This window comes from Streptomyces sp. NPDC001020 (genome assembly GCF_053599115.1).
Genome location: NZ_JBSFLQ010000041.1, coordinates 1 through 24,065, shown reverse-complemented (window position 1 = coordinate 24,065; position 24,065 = coordinate 1). Strand labels below are relative to the sequence as shown.

The following is a 24,065-nucleotide window of genomic DNA, read 5'->3' as shown; positions in this document are numbered from 1 at the left end:
CACAAACCGTGTCGCGAGGTATCAGCCGGCAAGGGTCGAGGCGCTGTCTTCCGCGGCGTGCCGCGTCTCCAGCCCCTCCGCCTCCGCGGTCAGCGCCTTGCGCCGTACGGCGATCACGGCCGCGCCGGCCAGCGCCGTGAGCGCCGCGACCACGAACGGGATGTGGATGTCGCTCCACTCCTCGATCTTCGGCGCGAGGTAGGGCGCCGCCGCAGCGGCAAACCAGCGCACGAAGTTGTAGCCCGCGCTCGCCACCGGGCGCGGCGCGTCCGAGACCCCCAGCGCCAACTCGGTGTACACGGTGTTGTTCACGCCGATGAAGGCGCCGGACAGGACCGTGCAGACGATGGCGGTGGTGTGGTCGCCGTAGCCGAGCACGAGGACGTCGGCCGCCAGCAGCACCAGCGAGCCACCCAGCACCTTCAGCGAGCCGAACCGCTCCTGCATGCGCGGTGCCACGAGCACGGAGAAGACGGCGAGCAGGACACCCCAGGCGAAGAACACGGCGCCCGACTTGTACGGGGTCATGTTCAGCACGAACGGGGTGAAGGCCAGCACGGTGAAGAACGTGTAGTTGTAGAAGAACGCGGAGGCCGCCGCGGAGGCCAGTCCGCCGTGGCCGAGCGCCTTGAGCGGGTCCAGCAGTGACGTCCTGCGCGCGGGCCTGGGCTGCTCCTTCAGGAACGCCGTGATGCACAGGAAGCCGATCGCCATCAGGAACGCGGTGCCGAAGAACGGGTAGCGCCAGCTGGCGTCGCCGAGCAGCGCGCCCAGCAGCGGACCGCATGCCATGCCGAGGCCGAGCGCCGACTCGTACAGCAGGATCGCGGCGGCGCTGCCTCCGGCCGCCGCACCGACGATGACGGCGAGGGCCGTCGACACGAACAGCGCGTTGCCAAGCCCCCAGCCGGCCCGGAAGCCGACGAGCTGACCGACCGAGTTCGAGGTGCCCGCGAGGGCGGCGAAGACCACGACGAACGCGAGGCCGAGCAGCAGTGTCTTGCGGCCGCCGATACGGCTGGAGACGAAGCCGGTGATCAGCATCGCGATGGCCGTGATCAGGAAGTACGAGGTGAAGAGCAGGGAGACCTGGCTCGGTGTGGCGTTCAGGCCCCTGGCGATGGAGGGAAGGATCGGGTCGACGAGCCCGATGCCCATGAAGGCGACGACGGACGCTCCCGCGGTCGCCCAGACGGCCTTCGGCTGGCGCAGGAGGCCGGCGGCTCCCTTGTCGAACGGGTCCGTGGGGTCTGTCTCGGCCGCTGTGCCTGTGGCGGCTCCCCCTGTAGTGCTTGTCATGGGTGTCCTCGCACTTCTCGACGAGATGGTTGGTATATACACACATTAAGTTAGAGGGTCTAATTGATGCAACATGCACCTAACTTTCCCGCCGAGAGGGGCCGTGGGGGGGGGTATGCGTCGGACGGGTGATCGTCCTTGACGCGGCGCCGGACGGGGAGGACCGTGGGGCCCTATGAGGGGCGAACCCAGTTGCCCGAAGTGCGGTGGCCGGGTCAGGGCTCCCGGACTCTTTGCCGACTCCTGGCAGTGTGATGTGCACGGGACCGTGCACCCGCTGCAGCCTGTGATCCCGCCCAGTGTCGAGGCCCTCGGCGTTGTGGTGCACCGCGCCAAGGTGCCGGTCTGGATGCCGTGGCCACTGCCGGTCGGCTGGCTCTTCACCGGCGTGGGGTGCGCGGGTGACGACCGCAGCGGAGGTCGTGCCACGGCCGTGGCGTGTTCCGGGCCGGGTCCACTGGGTGGTGTGGGAGAGCTGATCCTCGTCGCCGAGGAGCTGGGGGTCGGCCTCGGTGCGTGGTACGCGGGCGTCGACGGCCCGGATCCCGGCCAGTACCTCGACGTCGAGAAACCGCCCCAGGTGAAGGTGCTGGCCGCCGGTCGTCCCACCCCGCTGTGGCACCTCGCGGGCACCCCCGACGACCGTGCGGTCTTCGCGGGCGAGGCGCGCGGCCTGTGGCTCTGGGCGGTCGTCTGGCCGGAGCAGACGGGGATGCTGTTGTACGACGAACTGGTGCTGACGGATCTGCGTGACGCCGGGGCCGAGGTGGACCTGCTGCCGTGCGGTGCGCTGTCGCCGCGCCTGCTGGAGCCGTGACCCGGGGCGGCCGGGGCGTCGGCGGTTCCAAGGCTGACCTCCTTACGCGCGTGTAGGGGGTGTATGCGCGCTTGGGGTGTGACGAGCGAGCCGAAACGCCCGTTATCCTTGAGCGTCCCCTTTTGTCCCGTCACCGCTTGGAGTCAGTGTCGTGCGCGTCGATCTGCACACCCACTCCACCGCCTCCGACGGTACGGACACCCCCGCCGAGCTGGTGCTGGGCGCCGCTGCCGCCGGACTGGACGTCGTCGCGCTCACCGACCACGACAGCACCCGCGGCCACGCGGAGGCGATCGCCGCGCTGCCCGAGGGCCTGACTCTCGTCACCGGGGCCGAACTCTCCTGCCGGCTTAACGGCACCAGCGTGCACATGCTGGCCTATCTCTTCGACCCCGAGGAGCCGGATCTGCTCGCCGAGCGCGAGCTGGTGCGGGACGACCGGGTGCCGCGGGCCCACGCCATGATCGCCAAGCTGCGGGAGCTGGGCGTGCCGATCACCTGGGAGCAGGTGGCGCGCATCGCGGGCGACGGCTCGGTGGGGCGGCCGCACATCGCCTCCGCGCTGGTCGACCTGGGTGTCGTGGAGAGCGTCTCGGACGCTTTCACGCCCGAGTGGCTGGCCGATGGCGGGCGCGCGTACGTCGAGAAGCACGAGACCGATCCCTTCGAGGCGATCCGGCTGGTCAAGGCCGCGGGCGGGGTCACCGTCCTCGCGCACCCGGCAGCCTCGAAGCGCGGGCGGACGGTGCCGGAGTCAGCCATCGCGGACCTCGCCGCGGCCGGACTCGACGGCATCGAGGTCGACCACATGGACCACGACCCGGCGACCCGGGCACGGCTGCGCGGCCTGGCGGACGAACTGGGACTCCTCGCCACGGGATCCTCCGACTACCACGGCAGCCGCAAGACGTGCGTGCTCGGGGAGTTCACCACCGACCCCGAGGTGTACGGGGAGATCATCCGCCGAGCCACCGGGGCGTTCCCGGTGCCGGGCGCCGGTGGACGCCTGAGCGCCTGACCCTGTCGCAGTTCTCTGCGAGTCCCCTCTGATCTCGAGGCACCGGCGCCTGCCGCAGTGCCCCGCCGTCGCGTGCCCCAGGCCGCGATCACTGTCCCCAGCGGCCGTGGCCCGCCCGCCGCCGCATGCTTGTCCGTACCTCTCTGCAAGGCCCCCATGTTCGACGTCGCCGTCTTTGGTTCCCTCTTCCTCACCCTCTTCGTGATCATGGATCCCCCCGGGATCATCCCGATCTTCCTCGCGCTCACCGGCGGGCGGCCCGCCAAGGTGCAGAAGCGGATGGCCTTCCAGGCCGTCTGCGTGGCCGGTGGCGTCATCGCCGTGTTCGGCGTACTCGGCCATCAGATCCTCAACTACCTGCACGTCTCCGTGCCCGCGCTGATGATCGCGGGCGGGCTGCTGCTCCTGCTGATCGCCCTCGACCTGCTGACCGGCAAGACCGACGAGCCGCAGCAGACCAAGGACGTCAATGTCGCCCTCGTGCCCCTCGGTATGCCGCTGCTGGCCGGGCCGGGTGCGATCGTGTCCGTGATCCTGGCGGTGCAGAAGGCCGACAGCGTGGGCACCCAGGTGTCCGTGTGGACGGCGATACTCGCGATCCACGTCGTGCTGTGGGTGGTCATGCGCTACTCGCTGCTGATCATCCGCGTGATCAAGGACGGTGGCGTTGTCCTCGTGACCCGGCTCGCGGGCATGATGCTCTCCGCGATCGCCGTGCAGCAGATCGTCAACGGGATCACCCAGATCGTCCACGGAGGCTGACTGCCTCGGCGGCACCCCTGCGCACGGAGCCCCGCACGGCATCTGCCGTGCGGGGCTCCGAAGTCTGACGTGCGTGCGCCGGGGCGGGTGATTACGAGGCGGGCGTGTCGGCCGGGCGGATCCACAGTCGCTGCCCTATGGCCGCGGCCTGCTGAACGATCTGCTTGACGGAGGCGGCGTCCACGACGGTGCTGTCCACGGCCGTGCCGTCGACGTCGTCGAGTCGCATGATTTCGAAGCGCATACGGCTTCTCCCTTCGTCTGGTCATCCTCCTGAGGAGAACTACTGGTGAGTGGAGCGTGGGGCGGCTCTGCCCCCGTCCCACCAATGCTCAACGAGATGCCCACTGCAAAGATTCCCTACGCTAAGGAAAATTTTCGAATCCCTAACCACCTTGCCGGACAAGAGGCCCATACAGTTCCGGTTGTGATTCACGGTGCACTGTTTGGGGCCGGTTGTGTTCGCAGCGTGACCGACGGGACAATGGAGGCATATGAACGACGACCTGGTGGCGCTCGGCGCCCGCATCGACCGTACGAACGAGCTGCTTCAGCGCATGCTCGCCGAGGTGGCGAAGACGCCCTCGACCCATGCGATCTTCGTCGACGCCGGTTATCTGTACGCGGCCGCGGGACGGCTTGTCGCCGGCACCGAGGACCGCCGGGCCTTCGACGTCGACGCCGAGGGTCTGATCGAGGCGCTCATCGACACGGCGCGCACGGTCTTCGCGGACAGTCGGCTGCTGCGCGTGTACTGGTACGACGGTGCGAGGCGCCGTATCCACACGGCGGAACAGCAGTCCATCGCCGAACTCCCGGACGTGAAGGTGCGGCTCGGCAACCTCAACGCCAACAACCAGCAGAAGGGCGTCGACTCCCTCATCCGGTCCGACCTCGAGTCACTGGCCCGGCATCGCGCCATCAGCGACGCGGCGCTCATCGGCGGTGACGAGGACCTGGTGTCCGCGGTCGAGGCGGCGCAGGGGTACGGCGCTCGGGTGCACCTGTGGGGCATCGAGGCGCCCGAGGGTCGCAACCAGGCGGAGCCGCTGCTGTGGGAGGTCGACAGTCAGCGCACCCTCGAACTCGACTTCTTCAGGCCGTACGTGGCGCGGCGGACGGCCGTCACGTACGAAGTGTCGGGTGTGGCCCGCCCCACGCGCGAGGACGTGCGTTTCGTGGGCGCGCAGATCGCGGCGAAGTGGCTGGCGGCTCGGGGCCGGGAATCGCTGGCGGAGCTGCTGCCCGGACACCCGTACCTGCCCGGTTCGGTCGATCAGGACCTGCTGGTGGAGGCGGAGAGCCTGCTGCAGTACTCGCTGCGCGGCCAGTCCGATCTGCGGCGCACGCTGCGGGACGGCTTCTGGGAGCATCTGAAGGTGCAGTACTGAGGACCGGCAGGGGTTGGGCCTGGCTCAGCCCCTAGTACTGCGAGTGTCGTTGCAGTACTAGGCGGAGAGCCGGTCCCAGAAGGCCGCCAGGGCACGGGCCGTGTGGTCGGGCCGGTCGGTGTTGGGGGAGTGCTCCGCGCGCGGTACGACGGTGCGGTGGGCGTCCAGCCGGGTGGCCATGTCGTCCAGGAGCGGGAGCGGCCAGGTGTCGTCGCGGTCCCCGGAAAGCACGTGCACCGGCAGACCGGTGGCGGCCAGCTCGGCGACCCGGTCGGGTTCCTCGCACAGCTGCCGACCCGTGGCCAGGAGTTGGGCGGGGCTGTTGCCCAGCCAGCGGCGCCGCAGGTCGTCCCCGTCGGAGAGCCCCTCGTCGAGGTCCCCGGCACCGGCCGCCTCGGGCGGCTCCAACGCCTGGATGGCGTCCCAGACCTGAGCCATGTCCATTACGGCGAGGGCGTCGCGCAGCAGCTTGACGCGCTGTTGCTGGGGGACGGAGATCTGGGCCGGGCCGGAGGACATGAGGGTGAGCGAGAGGAACGGGGACGCGTCGAGGAGGACGGCGGCGCGGGCGATCTGACCGCCCAGCGAGTGCCCGAGGAGATGCACCGGCCCCCCGACGGCGTATGCCTGCGCGATGACATCCCGCGCCAACTCGCCCTGTGTGTAAGGTGTTTCGTCGTCCCGAGAGCCGGGTGACTCGTACTGGCCGCGCCCGTCGAGGGCGACGGTCCGGTACCCGGCCGCAGCGAGCAGCGGTTGAAGGAGGATGAAGTCCTCCTTGCTTCCGGTGAATCCCGGCAACAGGAGTGCGGTCCCCTTGACCCGTGTCGTCACCGCGCCGGCCTCCAGCACGGCGAACTCCCCCCGCTGCGTGACGAGCCGGTGTGCCCGGACACCGGGCGGCGGGGTGAAGGTAGGGGGACGGCTCATGGGGTGAGGCTACCGGGCGTCCGGGAGGTGGCGGGTGCGGGGTTGGGCGACGTCGCTGCGTACACGGCCACCGGAACACCGATGACCCGCCCCCACGAAGTGTGGAGACGGGCCATCGGGCAGTTGTCGCGTCAGCTCTCCGCGGCCTTGCGGGTGCGCCGGCGCGGTTTGGCCGGAGCCTCGTCCGGCTGCGCCGGAACCTCCGCCTCGGCGGCCACCGCCTTGCGCGTACGGCGTCGCGGCTTGGCCTCGGGCTCCTCGCCCGCCTGCGCCGGGACCGCGGCCTCGGCGGTCGCCTCGGTCTCGGGGGCGGCCGCGGTCTTGCGGGTGCGGCGCGGTTTGGCTGGGGTCTCCGTGTCCGCTGTGGTGCCTTCTGCCGTGTCGAGTGCGGTTTCGGCGGTCTTGCGGGTGCGTCGGCGGGGCTTGGTGGGGGTCTCGGCCTCGGCGGTCGCCTCGGTCTCGGGGGCGGCCGCGGTCTTGCGGGTGCGGCGCGGTTTGGCCGGGGTCTCCGTGTCCGCTGTGGTGCCTTCTGCCGTGTCGAGTGCGGTTTCGGCGGTCTTGCGGGTGCGTCGGCGGGGCTTGGTGGGGGTCTCGGCCTCGGCGGTCGCCTCGGTCTCGGGGGCGGCCGCGGTCTTGCGGGTGCGGCGCGGTTTGGCCGGGGTCTCCGTGTCCGCCGTGGTGCCTTCTGCCGTGTCGAGTGCGGTTTCGGCGGTCTTGCGGGTGCGTCGGCGGGGCTTGGTGGGGGTCTCGGCCTCGGCGGTCGCCTCGGTCTCGGGGGCGGCCGCGGTCTTGCGGGTGCGGCGCGGCTTGGTCTCCACCGCCTCGACGGTGTCCACCACGTCCTCGGCCGGGACCGAGGCGACTGCCTCGGCGGCAGCGGCCTTGCGGGTACGCCGTCGGGGCTTGGCTTCCGTGGCCTCCGTGGCCTCCGTGGCCTCCGCGGCGGTCTCGGCGGCAGCCGGAGCCGCCTCCGTGGCAGCGGGAGCCTCGGCCGTGACCGGAGTCGCCTCCACCGCCTTGCGGGTCCGACGACGGCGCGGCTTCGCCGGCTCGGCCGGCACGGTACCCTCCGCCGTCTCGACGGCCACCCGCGCCGCCTCCGGAGCCTTGGGCTCAACAGTCTCCGTCTGAATCTCCGTCACCGGCACGACGGCAGTCGGCTCCGCCGACGCCCCGCCGCGCGTACGGCGGCGTCGGCGCGGTGTGCGCGGTTCAACGGCCTCGGCCGTCTCCATGGCTTCCGTGGGGGCGGTGGCCGGAGTGTCCACCGGCGCTCCACTCCGCGTACGACGCCGACGCCGCGGCGTACGTGCCGGACGCTCGCGTTCTGCGGGCGCGGCGGAGGAACGGCGCCCGCGTGCCTGCCGGCCGCCCGTCTCGCCGAGGTCCTCCAGTTCCTCCGCCGCGAGCCCGGCACGCGTGCGCTCCGAGCGCGGCAGCACACCCTTCGTGCCCTCGGGGATGCCGAGGTCGGTGAAGAGGTGCGGGGAAGAGGAGTACGTCTCCGCAGGGTCGTTGAAGTCCAGCTCCAGCGCCTTGTTGATCAGCTGCCAGCGCGGGATGTCGTCCCAGTCGACGAGCGTGATCGCCGTACCCGACGCGCCCGCGCGGCCCGTACGGCCGATGCGGTGCAGGTACGTCTTCTCGTCCTCGGGGGACTGGTAGTTGACGACGTGCGTGACGCCCTCGACGTCGATGCCGCGGGCCGCCACGTCGGTGCAGACGAGCACGTCCACCTTGCCGTTGCGGAAGGCTCGCAGAGCCTGCTCGCGCGCGCCCTGGCCCAGGTCGCCGTGGACCGCGCCGGACGCGAAGCCGCGCCGCTGGAGCTGCTCGGCGATGTCGGCCGCCGTCCGCTTCGTACGGCAGAAGATCATCGCCAGCCCGCGGCCGTCGGCCTGCAGTATGCGCGCGACCATCTCCGGCTTGTCCATGGAGTGCGCGCGGTAGACGAACTGCGCGATGTTCGCGACGGTTGCGCCCTCGTCGTCCGGCGCGGTGGCGCGGATGTGCGTGGGCCGCGACATGTAGCGGCGAGCCAGGCCGATGACCGCGCCCGGCATCGTCGCCGAGAACAGCATGGTCTGGCGCTTCACCGGAAGCATGTTGATGATCTTCTCGACGTCGGGCAGGAAGCCCAGGTCGAGCATCTCGTCGGCCTCGTCGAGCACCAGGCACTTCACGTGCTTCAGGTCGAGCTTGCCCTGGCCGGCCAGGTCCAGCAGGCGGCCCGGGGTGCCGACGACGACGTCGACGCCGTTCTTCAGGGCCTCGACCTGGGGTTCGTACGCCCGGCCGCCGTAGATGGCGGTGACGCGTACGTTGCGCACCTTGCCCGCGGTCAGCAGGTCGTTGGTGACCTGCGTGCACAGCTCGCGGGTGGGGACGACGACGAGCGCCTGCGGGGCGTCGGTGAGGGCCTCCGGCTTCACGCGGCCCGCCTCGACGTCGACGGGAACAGCGACGCGCTCGAGGAGCGGGAGGCCGAAGCCCAGCGTCTTGCCTGTGCCGGTCTTGGCCTGGCCGATGACGTCGGTACCGGAGAGAGCTACGGGGAGCGTCATCTCCTGGATGGGGAAGGGATGAGTGATGCCGACGGCATCCAGGGCCTCGGCCGTCTCGGGGAAGATTCCGAGTTCACGAAAGGTCGTAGTCAGGGTGCTGCCTCTTCTGTGAGCGCGGTGCGAGGCGAGCGCGGGGGTCGTGACCGTGCCGGATGACGTCGGCCTGCTTGGGGACGGGCCTGTGGCACGGGACCACGCCGACGCTCCAGCGCTCGTACCGCTGAGGGTCCCTCCGGATGTCGTAAGTACAGGTTTGTACCGACGAGGAGGGCTGTCGGGTCGGAGCCGATCGGGCCACCGACCGGGCATCCTCATACGTGCGGCCCGTCGAGTCTTCGGCAGGCGCATTACCACCATACCCCGGAATCGCGCACGCGCGGCGGCCGATTCGGTCACGTAGCCGTCGTCACACTGATTCACCAGGGACTTCCGCGGGGCAGTGAGGGGGCTATTGTGCGCTTCATGACGACGCCTGACAATGCCCCCGACGCATCCGCCGAACTCACCGGAGTCGCCGCCCAGGACTGGGCGAAGGCCTCCGCCGACCCCCAGTACCGCGCCGCCGTCGTGGACCTGCTCGGCGCCCTCGCGTACGGGGAGCTGGCGGCGTTCGAACGGCTCGCGGAAGACGCGAAGCTCGCGCCGACGCTCACGGACAAGGCGGAACTGGCGAAGATGGCGTCCGCCGAGTTCCACCACTTCGAGCGGATCAGGGACAGGCTCACCGAGATCGGTGCGGCGCCGACGGAGGCGATGGAGCCGTTCGTCGCGGCGTACGACAGCTTTCACCGGCAGACCGCGCCCGCGGACTGGCTGGAGGGGCTCGTCAAGGCGTACGTCGGCGACTCGATCGCCAGCGACTTCTATCGCGAGGTCGCGGCCAGGCTCGATGCCGACACGCGTGGGCTCGTGCTCGCCGTCCTCGACGACACGGGGCACGCCAGCTTCGCCGTCGAGAAGGTGCGCGCGGCGATCGACGCCGATCCGCGCGTGGGCGGGCGACTCGCGTTGTGGGCGCGGCGGCTGATGGGCGAGGCCCTGTCGCAGTCGCAGCGTGTGGTCGCCGAGCGGGACGCGCTGTCGACGATGCTCGTCGGCGGCGTCGCGGACGGCTTCGACCTCGCCGAAGTCGGCAAGATGTTCTCCCGGATCACCGAGGCGCACACCAAGCGGATGGCCGCACTGGGCCTCGCCGCCTGACCGTCACGTGGGTCACCGGGCACACGCGTCACTCGTGTGGCCGACCGTGGCCGCTGTCGCCGCAGGCGGCGCGTCGTCGTAGCGGGCCGCCCGCCGTAGTGTCCCCGGTGCGGTCGTCATGACCGCCGCCGAATCCGTCCTGTCGGGCGTCCGGGTCGCCGCCGGGCCCGGCGGCCGGCTCTCAGGCCGTCGCCGACCGGCGGCGAAATCTTTCCGCGGGCCGCAGCAGCAGGGACAGCGAGGCCGCGGAGACGGTCAGCGCCCCGACGACGATCACCGGGAGACCGGCCGAGACCAGGGCGCTGTGGGTGAGGAACGCACCGAGCAGAGCCCCCGCCACACCGGTCGACAGAACCAGGGCGCGGGCCGGAAGCCGGTGCGGCAGCCGATGCGCGGCCGCCCATGCCAGGGCGAGCCCGAGGACGGCGGAGCCGAGCGCTTCCATGAGCATGACGAGTTCCCTCCCGCACGGCTACTGCCAGGGCAAAACGGTCGTAGCCGGTCCTACCCGTGGCGTGCGGAGCGCAATCCTCCTTCGCGTGGATCATGTGCTCCGCCTGTGTGCGCCCCTGAGAGGCCCGAGCCGGGCCTGAGCGGACGTAGCGGGAGGCAAAGGAAAGGGCCCGGTGGCACCTGCCACCGGGCCCTTTGCGAAACTACAGCGTGCCGAAGCCCACCTTGCGCGGGGCCGGCTCGCCGATCTCCACGTACGCGAGACGGTCGGCCGGTACGAGGAGCTTTCGGCCGTGCTCGTCCACAAGGCTCAGCAGCTGCGACTTGCCGGCCAGCGCATCGGCCACGACGCGCTCCACCTCTTCGGCGCTCTGACCGCTCTCCAGAACGATCTCGCGGGGCGCGTGCTGCACGCCGATCTTGACCTCCACGGCTTTGTCCCTCCGACGGTCAGTGATGTGCGCGGCCGTCCGCGCCGTACCAGCACACATTAGCCCGGTGAGGGGACGTGCACGCTCCGCTCCGGCACGCCAGGAGCGAACATCCGGCGGGAACAAACCCGCCGTGTGATCCGCGCGTCAGGCTGCCGTGCCGCTCAGTGGTGCTGTTCGTTGCCGTGCAGCGGGAAGCCCGCGATGCCCCGCCAGGCCAGCGAGGTCAGCAACTGGACCGCCTGGTCGCGCGGCACGCTGCGGTCGCTGTGCAGCCAAGAGCGTGCCACGACCTGGGCGAGGCCGCCCAGACCCGAGGCCAGCAGCATCGACTCGGCCCGCGAGAGTCCGGTGTCCTCGGCGATGACGTCACAGATCGCCTCCGCGCACTCGTTCGTGACCTTGTCGACGCGCTCGCGCACGGCGGGCTCGTTCGTCAGATCGGACTCGAACACCAGCCGGAAGGCGCCGCCGTCGTCCTCCACGTACGCGAAGTAGGCGTCCATCGTGGCCCGAACACGCTGCTTGTTGTCGGTCGTCGACGCGAGCGCGCTCCGTACAGCCTGCAGCAGGGCCTCGCAGTGCTGGTCCAGCAGGGCCAGATACAGATCGAGCTTGCCCGGGAAGTGCTGGTAGAGCACAGGCTTGCTGACGCCGGCGCGCTCGGCGATGTCGTCCATCGCGGCCGCGTGGTACCCCTGCGCCACGAAGACTTCCTGTGCGGCGCCCAGCAACTGGTTCCGTCGGGCACGGCGCGGCAGGCGAGTGCCCCGCGGGCGTGCCGCCTCTGTCTGCTCGATGGCTGTCACGCCGCCTCCCAAAATCGTCCACATGCGGTGTGCGCCGCTCGGCCATCGTACTTTTCGGTAACCGTGGTGTGCGCGGTGCGAGCGCAGAATTTCACGGACCGAACAGCAGTCAAAGCCGAGCGGAGCCCTGCAAACAGGGGCAGGGCGGGCGGGGGAGGAGCGGGGAGCGGGCGCTCGGAGTCAAGAACCGGTTTGCGGCCCCCTACCGTGCGCGATCGCCCGTATGTGGAATGTGATCGTCCTCGTAGCTCGCCGACCCTCACCGGTACTCGTCCTCGTCCAGCTTGACGACGCGTTTCTGCTCCACCAGGTCGGCCTCGTTGGCGCGCAGGATCTCCTCTTCGGTCAGGGGTTCGTCCTGCTCCGAGGCGGTCTCCGCGAACTGCTCCGCGGTGTCGTGCTCCGAGTCCTCCACGCCGAGTTCAGCGGTGGCGGTCTCGTCCTCCTCGAAGGTCTCGGGATCAGTGGGGTCTACGGCCATGGTGGGCTCCCTTCCCAGAACTCCTGGAACGGTCCTGAAAGAGGCGGGGGGCCACATGCGGGTACCCTGCTTCGAGCCTAGGAGACACCCGATCGGGACGCTATGTGCGGTGCGGGGACGCAGCGCGGTGACCGGCGCGCCGCTCCTGTCGCGTGTGACGGCGGACACAGATCGACTGTGTGATCGTCTCGTAACATTGCCGCATGTCTTCGACCGAGATGCCGCCCGCCCCGGCCACCAATGTGCTCCCGAAGGTGTCGCCCGTCGGGGGCGAGGACGGTGAGCGGCTCAGGTCGGTCGGATTGCCGGGGGTCACACTGGCGGTGCGGTCCAGGCCGCCGGTGCGCGAGGGCCTGCCGCCCGCGCTGTACGTGCACGGACTCGGTGGTTCCTCCCGCAACTGGTCGGCGCTGATGCCGCTGCTCGACGGGCTCGTCGACGGTGAGGCGGTCGACCTGCCCGGCTTCGGTGACTCGCCGCCTCCGGACGACGGCGACTACTCGGTCACCGGGCACGCGCGCGCTGTCATCCGTTATCTCGACGCGGCCGAGCGCGGTCCCGTACACCTGTTCGGCAACTCGCTGGGCGGCGCCGTCGCGACGCGTGTGGCGGCCGTACGTCCCGACCTCGTCCGTACGCTCTCCCTCGTCTCGCCCGCGCTCCCGGAGGTTTTCATCCAGCGCGGCGCGATCCCGACGGGGATGCTCGCGCTGCCCGGAGTGGCTTCCCTGTTCACCCGGTACACCAGGGGCTGGACGGCCGAGCAGCGCGTCCGCGGGGTCATGGCACTGTGCTACGGCGACCCCGGGCGCGTCACCCCGGAGGGCTTCCGCAGCGCGGTCGAGGAGATGGAACGACGGCTGAGGTTGCCGTACTTCTGGGACGCGATGGCACGTTCGGCGCGCGGCATCGTGAACGCGTACACGCTCGGCGGGCAGCACGGGCTGTGGCGTCAGGCGGAGCGGGTGCTCGCGCCGACGCTGCTCGTGTACGGCGGCCGGGACCAACTGGTGTCGTTCCGCATGGCCCGGCGAGCGGCGAGCTCCTTCCGTGACTCCCGGCTGCTGACCCTGCCGGACGCGGGGCACGTAGCGATGATGGAGTACCCGGAACGGGTGGCGACGGCCTTCCGTGAACTCCTCGCGGACACGGGCGAGTCGGCTGGACCGGGAGACGCGGTCGGGGGCGAAGCCGGTGGTGTCGTCGCGATGGGTGAGTCCGGTGACGCCGGAGCGAGGAGCTGAGGCACGGGGTGGGACGGCACAGCCGCAAGGGGCGAAGCCAGGCGAGGAACACGGACACGGGCGCGGTGCCCGGCATATCGGCGTCCGACCCATCGGCCCGCGGCGCGCAGGCGCCCACGGCCGTCGGGCGGTACGGCCCGATGAGCGGCAGGCCGCCCCGAGGAAGTACCGAGGGGACGCCCACGCGAGGCGTCCCGCGGTTCGTACAGGGGGCGTCGGCCGGGAGCACTCGGCCTCCTGCGGACGGTACGCACGCCCGTGCGATGCCGCCTGCGGCGGACGGTACGCCGGCCGACGACAACCCCCAAGGCCGCGGCGACCACCCCCAGCTACGCGAACCCGGCGGCGGATGGGGCGAGTTCCGCGAGAGGTCCGTGCCCGCGGGTACTCGGCCGAGCGCGCCGCCCGGACGCCCCGTGCCCCGCATCCCCGCCCAGCGGTCCCGGCCCGGCCCGCGCCAGGACTACCTCGACGCCTTCGACGAGGACGACGACGTCTTCGCGCCCCGTCGCACCGGTGGCGCCCCTCTCGCCGACGGTCGCGACACCGAGCGGGAGATCGAGCCCGACTACCCGTCGGTGACCGAGGTCGGCGGCGCGCAGGCCAAGGCGAGCGGCAAGGGGCGTACGTTCACCGGGATCGCGGCCGCAGCCGTCACCACCGCGCTCGCGGTCGTCGTGGCGGGCCAGGTCGCCGACGGACACGGCGACACCGCCGGGCGGTCGCAGTCCGCCGCCGACGAGGATCGCCACACCCATGGCTCCGCCGGGTCGGGCGACGGCGCGACCCCCTCGGGCTCGCCGAGCGTGACCACGCTGACGTACCAGCAGGCGATGGGCCGGAGGTACCCGCTCAGCGCCACCTTGAAGGGACCGGGCACGTTCACCACGGTCCCCGGCGTCGACAGGGTGTCCGGCAAGGGGAAGTACCGGTATCGCGTGGACGTGGAGAAGGGGCTCGGTCTGGACGGCGAACTCTTCGCGCAGGCCGTGCAGAGGACCCTCAACGACAACCGCAGCTGGGCCCACGGCGAGAGGCACGTCTTCGAGCGCGTCTCCTCCGGCGAACCCGACTTCGTGATCACCCTGGCCAGTCCCGGCACCACCGCCGCCTGGTGCGCCAAGTCAGGCCTGGACACGACGGTGGACAACGTCTCCTGCGACTCGGCCGCCACCGAGCGTGTGGTGATCAACGCCTATCGCTGGGCGCAGGGCTCGACGACATACGGTGACGAGATTCACGCCTACCGTCAGATGCTGATCAACCACGAGGTCGGTCACCGCCTCGGCCACGGCCACGTCTCCTGCGACAAGAACGGCGAGTTGGCCCCGGTCATGCAGCAGCAGACCAAGTTCCTCGACCACGACGGAATCCACTGCCTACCCAATCCCTGGCCGTTTCCCAGCCGTTGACGGGTGGTCCCGGATCCGGCCACGGCGTGAGTGATGGCCGGTCCGAGGCCGGCCGCCCTGGCCGAAACGTGACTGCTTGATCGCTTAGCGCGAATAAACGCGTTCCGTGCAGGAAAGTTACGACCGTTCACCCCTTCTGGTGGCGCGATGGACAACCGTCCATCGCGCGACCGCGCTGTCCGCATACGTTCGTCCCGCTGCGAGCCGCCGGGGCAAGGGCGGCTCCCCACACGGGAGATCGGGGGTGCGTTCGTGCGCGTCGGACTGCTTACGGAGGGCGGCTATCCGTATGTGAGCGGTGACGCCGGGCTTTGGTGCGACCGCCTCGTACGTGGGCTCGGCCAGCACGAGTTCGATGTCTACGCCCTCAGCCGCAGCGAGCGGCAGGAGGCCGAGGGCTGGATCCCGCTGCCGCCACAGGTCAGCCGGGTACGGACGGCACCCCTGTGGACCGCGGAGGGCGACGGGGTCGTCTACGGGCGCCGGGTGCGACGGCGGTTCGCCGAGGCCTACGGGGAACTGGCCGCCGCACTGTGCACGGCCTCGGAGCCGACAGCACCACAGAGCGCGTCCGTACCGGTCGGCTCCGCAACGGACCGTTTCGGTCACGCCCTCTACGCACTCGCCGAACTCGCCCGAGACGAGGGCGGGCTGACGGGCGCACTGCGTTCCGAGACCGCCGTACGCGCCCTGGAGAGCGCCTGTCACGCGCCCGGCGCCCTGCGCGCAGCGCGCGCAGCCCGCGTCCCCGATCTGCTCGACGTGGCCGCCCACATCGAGCGCGCCCTGCGCCCGCTCTCGCTCGACTGGTACGAGGACGACGGTCTGGGTGCGGTCGATCTCTGTCATGCCACGACGGGCGGTGCCGCGGCCCTGCCCGGGCTTCTCGCCCGGCACTTCGCCGACGTCCCGCTACTCGTCACCGAATACGGCGTCCGGTTGCGCGCCCACTACCTGGGGGCGCCGGGCGAGGCACCCTCCGCGGTGCGCACGCTGCTCGCCGCCTTCCATCGCGGGCTGGCCGCCGAGGTGTACCGGCGGGCCGCTTGCATCACGCCCGGCAACACCCACGCCCGCCGGTGGCAGGAACGGTGCGGTGCCGACCGCGCCAAACTGCGCACGGTCTACCCCGGCATGGAGGCGTCCCGCTTCACCGAGGTGGGCGAATCCGCCGACGGCGCGGACCCGTACACGCTGGTCTGGGTCGGGCGTGTGGAGCCCGCCAAGGACCTGGTCTCCCTGCTCCACGCCTTCGCACGGATCCACAAGGAGGAGCCGGCGGCGCGCCTGCGGATCGTCGGGGCCGCCTCCGGTGCCGAGGGCGCCGCCTACCTCGGGCACTGCAGGGCACTGGCCGCACAGCTCTTCCCCGACGAGGCCGAAGGTGTGCATGCCGTCGGTGACAACCCGGTGTCCTTCGAGGACATCGGCGGCCCGGAGATGCCCGACCTGGCGGAGGCCTACGGGTCCGGGGCGGTCGTCGTCCTGTCAAGCGTCATCGAAGGCTTCCCGATCAGTCTGGTGGAGGCCATGTTCTGCGGGCGGGCCACGGTGTCCACGGACGTCGGCGCGGTGGTCGAGGTCATCGGGGGTACGGGACTCGTGGTCCCACCGCGCAATCCGCGGGCGCTCGCGGAGGCATGCCTGGCGCTGCTGCGTGACCCAGAGCGCCGTGAGCGCCTCGGCGCGGCCGCCCGCGCGCGAGCCCTCGAACTCTTCACCGTCGAGCAGAACATCACCGCATTTCACGGCCTGTACCTGGAGGTCGTCTCCCACGCGCCGGTGAGACGAGTGCCCGTCGACGACGCGGGTGAACCGCTGCCCTTCGGTGTGCCTGCGGAGGCGCACCTGGCCGGCCGCTGGACCGGGCCGCACCGAACGGCCGGGAGACCGCGCTGGGCATGGGCTCCGGAGCACGTCGTGGCACCCGTACGTGCCACCGGACCGCAGCATGAAACCGTCCCGGCGGCGGAGGCCGCACGATGAGCGACCTCGGAGAACTGGACCGCTCCGGCATCCCGGGCAGCCCCGGTTCCGGGGACGCAGGCGGGGAGGAACGGCTCATGTGGGCCGATGAGACCGGGCCACAGGTAGAGCATGGAGCCCACCCGGGCGCGGACGGGGCGCATGTCGCTCAGGGGGATGCGCTCGGTGAACTGGCCTGGGAGGCGCGCACGCAGTCCACGGCGCCGGATCCCGGGCTCCGTGGCTCCACCGTTGCGAGCCCCGAGCCCGCCCATGCGGTTCGCAGGCCCCCGGCCCGCCGCGGCGCCGTCGACCCCGTCAAGGCGTTGATGCACCGGCACCGTGACCTGTGCGAGCGGGCCGTCGACCCGCTGGAGATCGCCGCCGGCCTGGAGGCCCATGGACTGACCGACCGGGCGGCCGCCACGCGCTTCCGCCACCGGGACGTGTTCTCACTCGCCGAGGAGATGTATGCGCGTGTACCGCGTGCCGGGGACCAGCCCCCACCGTGGCCCGCCGCCGCGGACGCCGCCCGCGAGCACTGGGCGTGGGCCGTCCTCGCCCTGCTGCCGGGCACGCTGTGTACGGCCACCGTCATCGGGCTGCGGCTCACCGACGGCCGGGCACGCCTGGTCGTCGTCACGCTTGGCACTCTCGCCGTCGCGCTCGGCCTGCGCACGGCACTCCGCCACGGCCCACTGCGCGCCCCCTCCCACATCACGCCGTCCGCCACCCGCGCGGGGATGTGCTGGCTGCTCGCGTACGCCCTCTTCGGTGACGGGCTGCTGCGCGCCGCGCTCGTCGGCGGTCCCGATGGACCCTGGCCCGTGGCCCTCGCGCCTGTGCTGGCCCTCGCCCTGGCCTGCGGTCCGGCCGCCTGGTGCGCCAGGCTCCTCGCCGTACGCGCCCGCCGCAGACTCGCCGCCAGTCGCGGCCTGAAGGAGTTCGCGGCCGCGGTCACACCGCTGTTGCTGGGCGTGTTCGGGCTCTTCCTGTGCTCCCTGGGTGCGCTGCTCGTGCTGTGCGGGGCTGCGCTCGGCGAGTCCGTCGCGTACGCCGGAGCAGGCGCCCTCGGCGCGCTCCTGCTGCTCGCCCGGCTGCTCACCGCGCACGGCTTCACGCACGCTCCGGCTGTCGTCCTCGGCGCCGCGGCCGCCGCCGAGACGGGCGCCCTGGCCACGGTCTTCGCCGGCCGCCTTCCCGGCTGCTCGTTCCTGGCCACCCCGGTCGAGACCCTGGCCGACACCTGGGGTGCGGACGCGGTCCCCACCGTCGTCTGCGCCCTGGCCGCCCTGACCCTGCTGATCCATGCGACCCGCAGCCTGACCCGGGCTTCGGCCCACGCTTCGTCGCACGGATCCCCCTGAGCCCGCGGCCCATGCCCCACCCCGGGAGCGGGCCACCGCCCGAGTACGCCCCTCCCGCGGGGCCGAGACCGCGAGTCCCCTTTCGTCCCACGGCACCACGCTTGAAGGAGAACGCAGATGATCACCTCCCGAACCGGAGAGTCCGCCCCGGGAGCCGCCCGATGAGGGTCCTGCTGATCGGAGCCAACGGATACCTCGGCCGCTTCGTCGCCGACCGCCTGCTCGCCGATCCGGCCGTCCAGCTCACCGCGCTCGGCCGCGGTGACGACGCCGACGTACGGTTCGACCTCGCGTCCGGCAGCCCCGGTGCGCTCACCCGCTTCCTGGACGCGGTGCACCCCGGGGTCGTCATCAACTGCGCCGGAGCCATCCGCGGCGGCGCCCGTGAACTCACCCGGCACAACACCGTCGCCGTCGCCACCGTCTGCGAGGCCCTGCGCCGAAGCGGCTGCGGGGCCCGCCTGGTGCAGATCGGCTGCAGCGCCGAATACGGCCCCAGCCAGTCGGGTTCGTCCACGGCCGAGGACGCGGTACCGCGCCCGGGAGGCCCGTACGGCGTCAGCAAGCTCGCCGCCACCGAACTGGTCCTCGGCTCGGGGCTCGACGCGGTCGTGCTCCGCGTGTTCTCGCCCGCCGGACCCGGCACCCCCGCCGGATCCCCGCTCGGCCGCCTCGCCGAGGCCATGCGTCGCGCCATGCAGTCGGGTGACGGCGAACTCAAGCTCGGCGGCCTCGGCGTCCAGCGCGACTTCGTCGACGTACGCGATGTCGCCCGTGCCGTCCACGCGGCCTCGCTCTCCGCCGCCCAAGGCGTGATCAACATCGGCTCGGGCCGCGCCGTACGCCTGCGCGACGCGGCCGCCGTCCTCGCCCGCGTCGCCGGCTACGGCGGCGCCCTGCACGAACTCGACGGACCTCCCGGCCCGGTGCGGCCCGCCATCGCCCACCCCCGCAGCGGCGAACCGGACCACGCGCCCCCGATCACGTACCCCTATCCGGACGGCTGCGGCAACTGGCAGCAGGCCGATGTGCGCACCGCACGCGACCGGCTCGGCTGGCGGCCCCGGATCAACCTGGAGGAGTCCCTCGCCGACATCTGGATGGAGGCGGCGTGCCGTATCTGACCACTGCCACGGTGGGCACCACGAGCAACGGCCTGAGTCCGGGGCTCGGTATCCCCGGCTACGCGCACCCTCTCCTCGCCCCTCAGGAATGGGGCGAACTCACACGCCCGGGCGCCCCGCTCCACTGGGTCGTCCTCAACGTGAGCGGGGGACCCGGCACACGACCCGACCCACACTGCAGGGAGGCCGCGGGACGGCTGCACACCGCGGGCGTACGTGTGCTCGGCCACCTCGACGTCACCTACGGCGCACGCACTTTCGGCGAGCTGATCTCCGAGGCACACCGGTATCTCGACTGGTATCAGGTCGACGGCTTCCTCCTGGACCGCTGCCCCGCGGAGCGCGCCGCGCTCCCCGAGATCCGCCGCGCGGTCACCACCCTGCGCGCACTCCTCGACCCGGGACATATCGTCCTGGGCCACGGCACCCACCCGTATCCCGGATACGCGGAGGACGCCGACCAACTCGTCACCTTCTCCGGCTCCTGGAGCGACTACCGCTGGTCACAAGCGGCGGAGTGGACCGCCGACCACTCACCCGAGCGGTTCTGCCACTTCGTGCACGGCGTGCCCCGCGGCCACCTCGACGAGGCGTTGCGCATCGCCCGCTGGCAGGGCGCCGCGACGATCTGGTTCACCGACCGGGCGCCCCGCGGTGGTCGAGCCGACCCCTGGGAGGCCATGCCCGGCTACTGGGACGAAATCGTCTCGCGGGTCGGAACGGGTGTCTCGGAATGAAGAAGGGCGTGGCAGTGTTGAGCGGAGAACCACTGTAGTGATTGACCGACCAACGGAGTCCCCGTGTCGCTGCCACCCCTGGTCGAGCCCGCTACCGAGCTCACCGTAGATGAGGTCCGCCGGTACTCCCGCCACCTGATCATCCCCGATGTCGGGATGGACGGGCAGAAGCGGCTGAAGAACGCCAAGGTGCTGTGTGTCGGCGCCGGTGGTCTGGGCTCGCCCGCGCTGATGTACCTGGCCGCCGCCGGCGTGGGCACGCTGGGCATCGTGGAGTTCGACGAGGTCGACGAGTCGAACCTGCAGCGGCAGATCATCCACAGCCAGTCCGACATCGGTCGCTCGAAAGCCGAGTCGGCGCGCGACACCGTCCAGGGCATCAACCCGTACGTGAACGTGATCCTTCACGAGGAGCGGCTCGAGGCCGACAACGTGATGGACATCTTCAGTCAGTACGACCTGATCGTCGACGGCACGGACAACTTCGCGACCCGCTACCTGGTCAACGACGCGTGCGTGCTGCTGAACAAGCCCTATGTGTGGGGTTCGATCTATCGGTTCGATGGCCAGGCCTCCGTCTTCTGGTCCGAGCACGGTCCCTGCTACCGCTGCCTGTACCCGGAGCCTCCGCCGCCGGGCATGGTCCCGTCCTGCGCCGAGGGCGGTGTTCTGGGCGTGCTGTGCGCGTCCATCGGCTCCATTCAGGTCACCGAGGCGATCAAGGTCCTCACCGGCACCGGCGAGCCGCTGGTCGGCCGGCTGATGATCTACGACGCCCTGGAGATGCAGTACCGCCAGGTCAAGATCCGCAAGGACCCGAACTGCGCGGTCTGCGGCGAGAACCCGACCGTCACCGAGCTCATCGACTACGAGGCCTTCTGCGGCGTTGTCTCCGATGAGGCCCAGGCGGCGGCCGCCGACTCGACGATCACTCCCAAGCAGCTCAAGGAGTGGATCGACGAGGGGGAGAACATCGAGATCATCGACGTTCGCGAGCCGAACGAGTACGAGATCGTCTCCATTCCGGGCGCCCGTCTGATCCCGAAGAACGAGTTCCTCATGGGCAGCGCACTGGGGAGCCTCCCGCAGAACAAGAAGATCGTCCTGCATTGCAAGACGGGTGTCCGCAGTGCGGAAGTCCTCGCCGTCCTGAAGTCGGCGGGCTTCGCGGACGCGGTGCACGTGGGCGGCGGCGTGATCGGCTGGGTGAACCAGATCGAGCCACACAAGCCGGTCTACTGATCGGCCCTCCCGCTGACCGGCGGGCTTGACGAAGCCCACGGCTCTGACCAGCTCAGATGTCGTGGGCTTCTGTCGTTGCAGGTCAGCGTCGGCTTACTCCGAGGCCCAGGGGCGGCCCCGCCGCGGGCTTGTCAGGGCTCCGCCCGGGTCCCGTCGTGTTCCCTCCCGCCGGTGGGGGCCTCGGGCGTCCTGGGTGCCGGAAGCCCTGCCGGCGTCATGGGCACACCGTGCCGTCCTCCGGGACCCTGCCGTCCAACAGATAGGCGTTCACCGTCGAGTCCACGCAGTCGCTTCCACTGCCGTACGCGCCGTGGCCCTCGCCCTTCCAAGTGAGTTCCACACCGACGCCCTTGCCGAGCCCGTCGGCCATCTTCCGGGCACCCTCGTACGGCGTCGCCGGATCCCCGGTGTTGCCCACCAGCAGTACCGGCGCGGCTCCCGGCGCGCTGACCTCCGGATGATCGAACTGCCCGGGCACCGGCCAGTTGTGGCACCAGCCCGCTATGTCCCAGCCCAGGAAGTCGCCGAACACGGGAGAGATCTTCTCCAGCTCCGGAAGCAACTCCTTCGTGTCTTCAGGCGTCGGCCGCTGTTTGCTGTCCAGGCAGGATATGGCCCGTTGCGCGTGCGTCGTCGTGCCGTAGTGCCCCGAGGCGTCGCGCTCGTTGTAGTGGTCGGCCAGCGCCAGCAGTTCGGAACCGTCCCCGGCCTCGGCCGCCTTGAGCGCGCCGGTGAGCATGGGCCAGCCTTCCTTGCTGTAGAGCGGCAGCACGATGCCGGTGAGGGCCAGGGTCTGGGTGAGCTCGCGACCGGACGATGTCGGCAGCGGCTTCGCGTCGATTCGCCTCAACAGATCCGCGATCTCCCGGGAGCCCTGCTTCGGGTCGCGACCCGTCGACGTGAGGTAGTCGTCCAGTGCCCGCTGGAAGCCTCGGGCCTGGTTCCTCGCGTGGCCCACGCTGTCGGCGGTCGGGTCGACGACGGCGTCCAGCACCAGGCGCCCCACCTGCTTCGGGAACAGGTGGGCGTACACACCGCCGAGTTCGGTGCCGTACGAGATGCCGAAGTAGTGCATCGCCCGATCACCGAGGACCCGGCGCATCAGATCCATGTCGCGGGCGGTGTCGGTCGTCGAGACGTGTGAGAGCAGCCTTCCGGCACTCTTCATGCAGCCCTTGCCGAAACCCGTGGCGTCGTCGAGATAGGCCTTCTCCTCCGCCGCGTTGTCCGGGCTCGCGTCGATCGCCTCGGTGGCCTGGATCGCCTTGTTGCTGCGGCAGCGGATCCCCTTGCTCGCGCCGACGCCGCGTGGATCCCAGCTCACCAGGTCGTACCGTGCATGGAGCTTGGCGACCCTGTTCGCGTACGACGGCATCATCTCGATGCCGGAGCCGCCGGGGCCGCCGAAGTTGAACAGGAGCGAGCCGATACGGTTTCCTCCGGTCGCCCTGGACCGGATCAGTGCCAGGTCGATCGTCTCGCTGTCCGGCTTCGCCCAGTCCAGGGGTACCTTCAGCGTCGCGCACCGCCAGTCACTTCCCGGTGCCGACCCGCCCTTGCAGCGGCCCCAGTCGAGTTTCTGCGACGTGAGCGAGGACGGCTGCCCCAAGGGCGCGGCAGGCGATGACGCCGCCGATGAGCCGGACCTGCCCTTTTCGTCCTGGCCCGATTCGGAGGAACCGCCGCTGCAACCGGCCAACAGCACGGCGGCGGCGACCACGGCCGTCCATCTCGCCCAACGCCACATGTGTACCCCCTCATGAGCCCTCCGCACGGAGCCGTGGAGAGCGGTCAGGCCATGGTAGGCGGATCGAGCAAAGCCCAGGACTGCCTGTGGATAACTGCCTGACCTGTGGTTTTTGTGCGGACGTCGCATCGTTGGGGGTGGGGGGCGTCCGGGCTCAGGAGCAAATGGTGCCGACCGCCGGGGCGTTTCCGGTGAACAGGTAGTGGTTCACCGCGTTCTGCACGCACTTGTTCTTGCTGTTGTACGCACCGTGTCCCTGACCCTTGTACGTCAGCTCGACACCGACCCCTTCGCCCAGCGCTTTCACCATCCTCCTCGCGCCTTCGTACGGGGTGGCCGGGTCACCGGTGTTGCCGATCACGAGGATCGGCGGGGCACCGGGCGCGTGCACGTCCGGGTGGTAGGCGGCTCCCGTCACGGGCCAGTTGGTGCAACTGATCAGGCCCCAGGCCAGGAGGTCGCCGAACAGCGGGGAGACAGCCCGGAACTGCGGCAGCTTCGCCCTCACATCGGCGACGGTGTACCGCGGCTTCTCGTCCGCGCAGTTGATGGAGACGTTCGCGGCGGTGAGATTGCTGTACTGGCCGTTCTCGTTACGCCCGTTCAACGAGTCCGACAGCAGCATCAGCACCCTGCCGTCGCCCGCGTACGCCCGCTGCAGGCCCTCGGTGAGGTACGGCCAGAAGGCCTTGGAGTACAGGGTCTGCACGATGCCGTTCACCGCGGCGGTCCGGGTCAGCTGACGAGGGAAGATGCCGGGAATGGGCTTGCGCTCGAGGCCGTTCAGCAGTTTGGCGATCCGGTTCTCGACGTTCTTCGGGGTGCTGCCGACCGGGCAGCCCGCGCTCTTCGCGGTGCAGTCCCGGGCGTAGTTGTCGAGTGCCCGCTGGAAGCCTCCGGCCTGCCCGAGCGAGGCCTGCTCCGGCGTCAGTGTCGGGTCGACAACCGCGTCGAACACGGCCCGTCCGACGTTCCTGGGGAACAAGTGCGCGTAGACGCCGCCGAGTTCGGTGCCGTAGGAGATGCCGAAGTAGTACAGCTTCCGGTCGCCGAGCAGTTGCCGCATCAGGTC

The 24,065-nt window shown here is 70.8% G+C and carries 22 protein-coding genes; 12 read left to right on the top strand and 10 right to left on the bottom strand.

Annotated features, from left to right (window positions below):
• Positions 1 to 21 precede the first annotated feature (21 nt).
• Positions 22 to 1,299 carry an MFS transporter gene (locus ACWDEX_RS30330; RefSeq protein WP_450467632.1) on the bottom strand — a complete coding sequence of 426 codons (1,278 nt, stop codon included), beginning with the start codon at positions 1,297 to 1,299 and terminating at the stop codon, positions 22 to 24.
• Positions 1,300 to 1,474: 175 nt separating this feature from the next.
• On the opposite strand from ACWDEX_RS30330, the gene ACWDEX_RS30325 reads away from it, so the two are divergent.
• The 3 genes from ACWDEX_RS30325 to ACWDEX_RS30315 all read left to right on the top strand — a co-directional run bounded on the left by ACWDEX_RS30325 (position 1,475) and on the right by ACWDEX_RS30315 (position 3,896).
• Entirely contained in the window at positions 1,475 to 2,116 is a 642-nt protein-coding gene (locus ACWDEX_RS30325) for a DUF6758 family protein (protein ID WP_450467631.1), read from the top strand.
• Between the two features lie 151 nt (positions 2,117 to 2,267).
• A complete protein-coding gene (locus ACWDEX_RS30320) occupies positions 2,268 to 3,134 on the top strand; it encodes a PHP domain-containing protein (RefSeq protein ID WP_450467630.1) in 867 nt (288 codons plus the stop codon).
• A 156-nt stretch (positions 3,135 to 3,290) separates the two neighbouring features.
• Positions 3,291 to 3,896, top strand: coding sequence for a MarC family protein (locus ACWDEX_RS30315; RefSeq protein ID WP_450467629.1), 606 nt, complete (start codon positions 3,291 to 3,293; stop codon positions 3,894 to 3,896).
• A 91-nt stretch (positions 3,897 to 3,987) separates the two neighbouring features.
• Here ACWDEX_RS30315 and ACWDEX_RS30310 read toward each other — a convergent pair whose 3' ends face one another.
• Positions 3,988 to 4,140 (bottom strand): hypothetical protein, encoded by a 153-nt coding sequence (locus tag ACWDEX_RS30310; RefSeq protein ID WP_450467628.1) that lies wholly within the window; start codon positions 4,138 to 4,140, stop codon positions 3,988 to 3,990.
• Positions 4,141 to 4,390: 250 nt separating this feature from the next.
• On the opposite strand from ACWDEX_RS30310, the gene ACWDEX_RS30305 reads away from it, so the two are divergent.
• On the top strand, positions 4,391 to 5,287 hold the full coding sequence (locus ACWDEX_RS30305) for an NYN domain-containing protein (protein ID WP_450467627.1): 897 nt from the start codon (positions 4,391 to 4,393) through the stop codon (positions 5,285 to 5,287).
• 57 nt (positions 5,288 to 5,344) lie between these two features.
• On the opposite strand, the gene ACWDEX_RS30300 is transcribed toward ACWDEX_RS30305, so the two are convergent.
• Both ACWDEX_RS30300 and ACWDEX_RS30295 read right to left on the bottom strand, forming a co-directional pair.
• Positions 5,345 to 6,217: an alpha/beta fold hydrolase gene (locus ACWDEX_RS30300; protein WP_450467626.1), complete on the bottom strand. Its 873-nt coding sequence runs from the start codon at positions 6,215 to 6,217 to the stop codon at positions 5,345 to 5,347.
• A 131-nt stretch (positions 6,218 to 6,348) separates the two neighbouring features.
• Entirely contained in the window at positions 6,349 to 8,781 is a 2,433-nt protein-coding gene (locus ACWDEX_RS30295) for a DEAD/DEAH box helicase (RefSeq protein WP_450467624.1), read from the bottom strand.
• A gap of 462 nt (positions 8,782 to 9,243) precedes the next feature.
• Between ACWDEX_RS30295 and ACWDEX_RS30290 the strand changes: the two genes are divergently transcribed.
• Positions 9,244 to 9,981: a ferritin-like fold-containing protein gene (locus ACWDEX_RS30290; RefSeq protein WP_450467623.1), complete on the top strand. Its 738-nt coding sequence runs from the start codon at positions 9,244 to 9,246 to the stop codon at positions 9,979 to 9,981.
• A gap of 181 nt (positions 9,982 to 10,162) precedes the next feature.
• Here ACWDEX_RS30290 and ACWDEX_RS30285 read toward each other — a convergent pair whose 3' ends face one another.
• From ACWDEX_RS30285 to ACWDEX_RS30270, 4 genes are all read right to left on the bottom strand, one after another.
• A complete protein-coding gene (locus tag ACWDEX_RS30285) occupies positions 10,163 to 10,432 on the bottom strand; it encodes a hypothetical protein (RefSeq protein ID WP_450467621.1) in 270 nt (89 codons plus the stop codon).
• Between the two features lie 205 nt (positions 10,433 to 10,637).
• Positions 10,638 to 10,865 (bottom strand): DUF3107 domain-containing protein, encoded by a 228-nt coding sequence (locus ACWDEX_RS30280; protein ID WP_450467620.1) that lies wholly within the window; start codon positions 10,863 to 10,865, stop codon positions 10,638 to 10,640.
• A 164-nt stretch (positions 10,866 to 11,029) separates the two neighbouring features.
• Positions 11,030 to 11,674, bottom strand: coding sequence for a TetR/AcrR family transcriptional regulator (locus ACWDEX_RS30275; RefSeq protein WP_450467618.1), 645 nt, complete (start codon positions 11,672 to 11,674; stop codon positions 11,030 to 11,032).
• Positions 11,675 to 11,933: 259 nt separating this feature from the next.
• Positions 11,934 to 12,155, bottom strand: a complete 222-nt coding sequence (locus ACWDEX_RS30270) for a hypothetical protein (protein ID WP_450467616.1) — start codon at positions 12,153 to 12,155, stop codon at positions 11,934 to 11,936.
• A gap of 203 nt (positions 12,156 to 12,358) precedes the next feature.
• Between ACWDEX_RS30270 and ACWDEX_RS30265 the strand changes: the two genes are divergently transcribed.
• The 7 genes from ACWDEX_RS30265 (at position 12,359) to moeZ (ending at position 21,246) form a co-directional block, all read left to right on the top strand.
• Positions 12,359 to 13,399 (top strand): alpha/beta fold hydrolase, encoded by a 1,041-nt coding sequence (locus ACWDEX_RS30265; RefSeq protein WP_450467614.1) that lies wholly within the window; start codon positions 12,359 to 12,361, stop codon positions 13,397 to 13,399.
• A gap of 8 nt (positions 13,400 to 13,407) precedes the next feature.
• The gene (locus ACWDEX_RS30260) at positions 13,408 to 14,811 is read left to right on the top strand and encodes a DUF3152 domain-containing protein (RefSeq protein WP_450467612.1); all 1,404 of its coding nucleotides are present in this window, start codon (positions 13,408 to 13,410) and stop codon (positions 14,809 to 14,811) included.
• Between the two features lie 252 nt (positions 14,812 to 15,063).
• Positions 15,064 to 16,797, top strand: a complete 1,734-nt coding sequence (locus tag ACWDEX_RS30255) for a DUF3492 domain-containing protein (protein WP_450467610.1) — start codon at positions 15,064 to 15,066, stop codon at positions 16,795 to 16,797.
• Positions 16,794 to 18,143: a hypothetical protein gene (locus ACWDEX_RS30250; protein WP_450467608.1), complete on the top strand. Its 1,350-nt coding sequence runs from the start codon at positions 16,794 to 16,796 to the stop codon at positions 18,141 to 18,143. Before ACWDEX_RS30255 ends, ACWDEX_RS30250 begins: the two co-directional genes overlap by 4 nt.
• A gap of 161 nt (positions 18,144 to 18,304) precedes the next feature.
• A complete protein-coding gene (locus tag ACWDEX_RS30245) occupies positions 18,305 to 19,267 on the top strand; it encodes an NAD-dependent epimerase/dehydratase family protein (RefSeq protein WP_450467606.1) in 963 nt (320 codons plus the stop codon).
• Positions 19,255 to 20,004 (top strand): spherulation-specific family 4 protein, encoded by a 750-nt coding sequence (locus ACWDEX_RS30240; protein ID WP_450467604.1) that lies wholly within the window; start codon positions 19,255 to 19,257, stop codon positions 20,002 to 20,004. Before ACWDEX_RS30245 ends, ACWDEX_RS30240 begins: the two co-directional genes overlap by 13 nt.
• A 63-nt stretch (positions 20,005 to 20,067) precedes the next feature.
• On the top strand, positions 20,068 to 21,246 hold the full coding sequence (moeZ, locus tag ACWDEX_RS30235; RefSeq protein WP_450467602.1) for an adenylyltransferase/sulfurtransferase MoeZ: 1,179 nt from the start codon (positions 20,068 to 20,070) through the stop codon (positions 21,244 to 21,246).
• A gap of 214 nt (positions 21,247 to 21,460) precedes the next feature.
• On the opposite strand, the gene ACWDEX_RS30230 is transcribed toward moeZ, so the two are convergent.
• Both ACWDEX_RS30230 and ACWDEX_RS30225 read right to left on the bottom strand, forming a co-directional pair.
• On the bottom strand, positions 21,461 to 22,993 hold the full coding sequence (locus tag ACWDEX_RS30230) for an alpha/beta hydrolase (RefSeq protein WP_450467600.1): 1,533 nt from the start codon (positions 22,991 to 22,993) through the stop codon (positions 21,461 to 21,463).
• A 154-nt stretch (positions 22,994 to 23,147) separates the two neighbouring features.
• The coding region (locus tag ACWDEX_RS30225) for an alpha/beta hydrolase (protein WP_450467598.1) at positions 23,148 to 24,065 on the bottom strand (918 nt) is incomplete at its 5' end.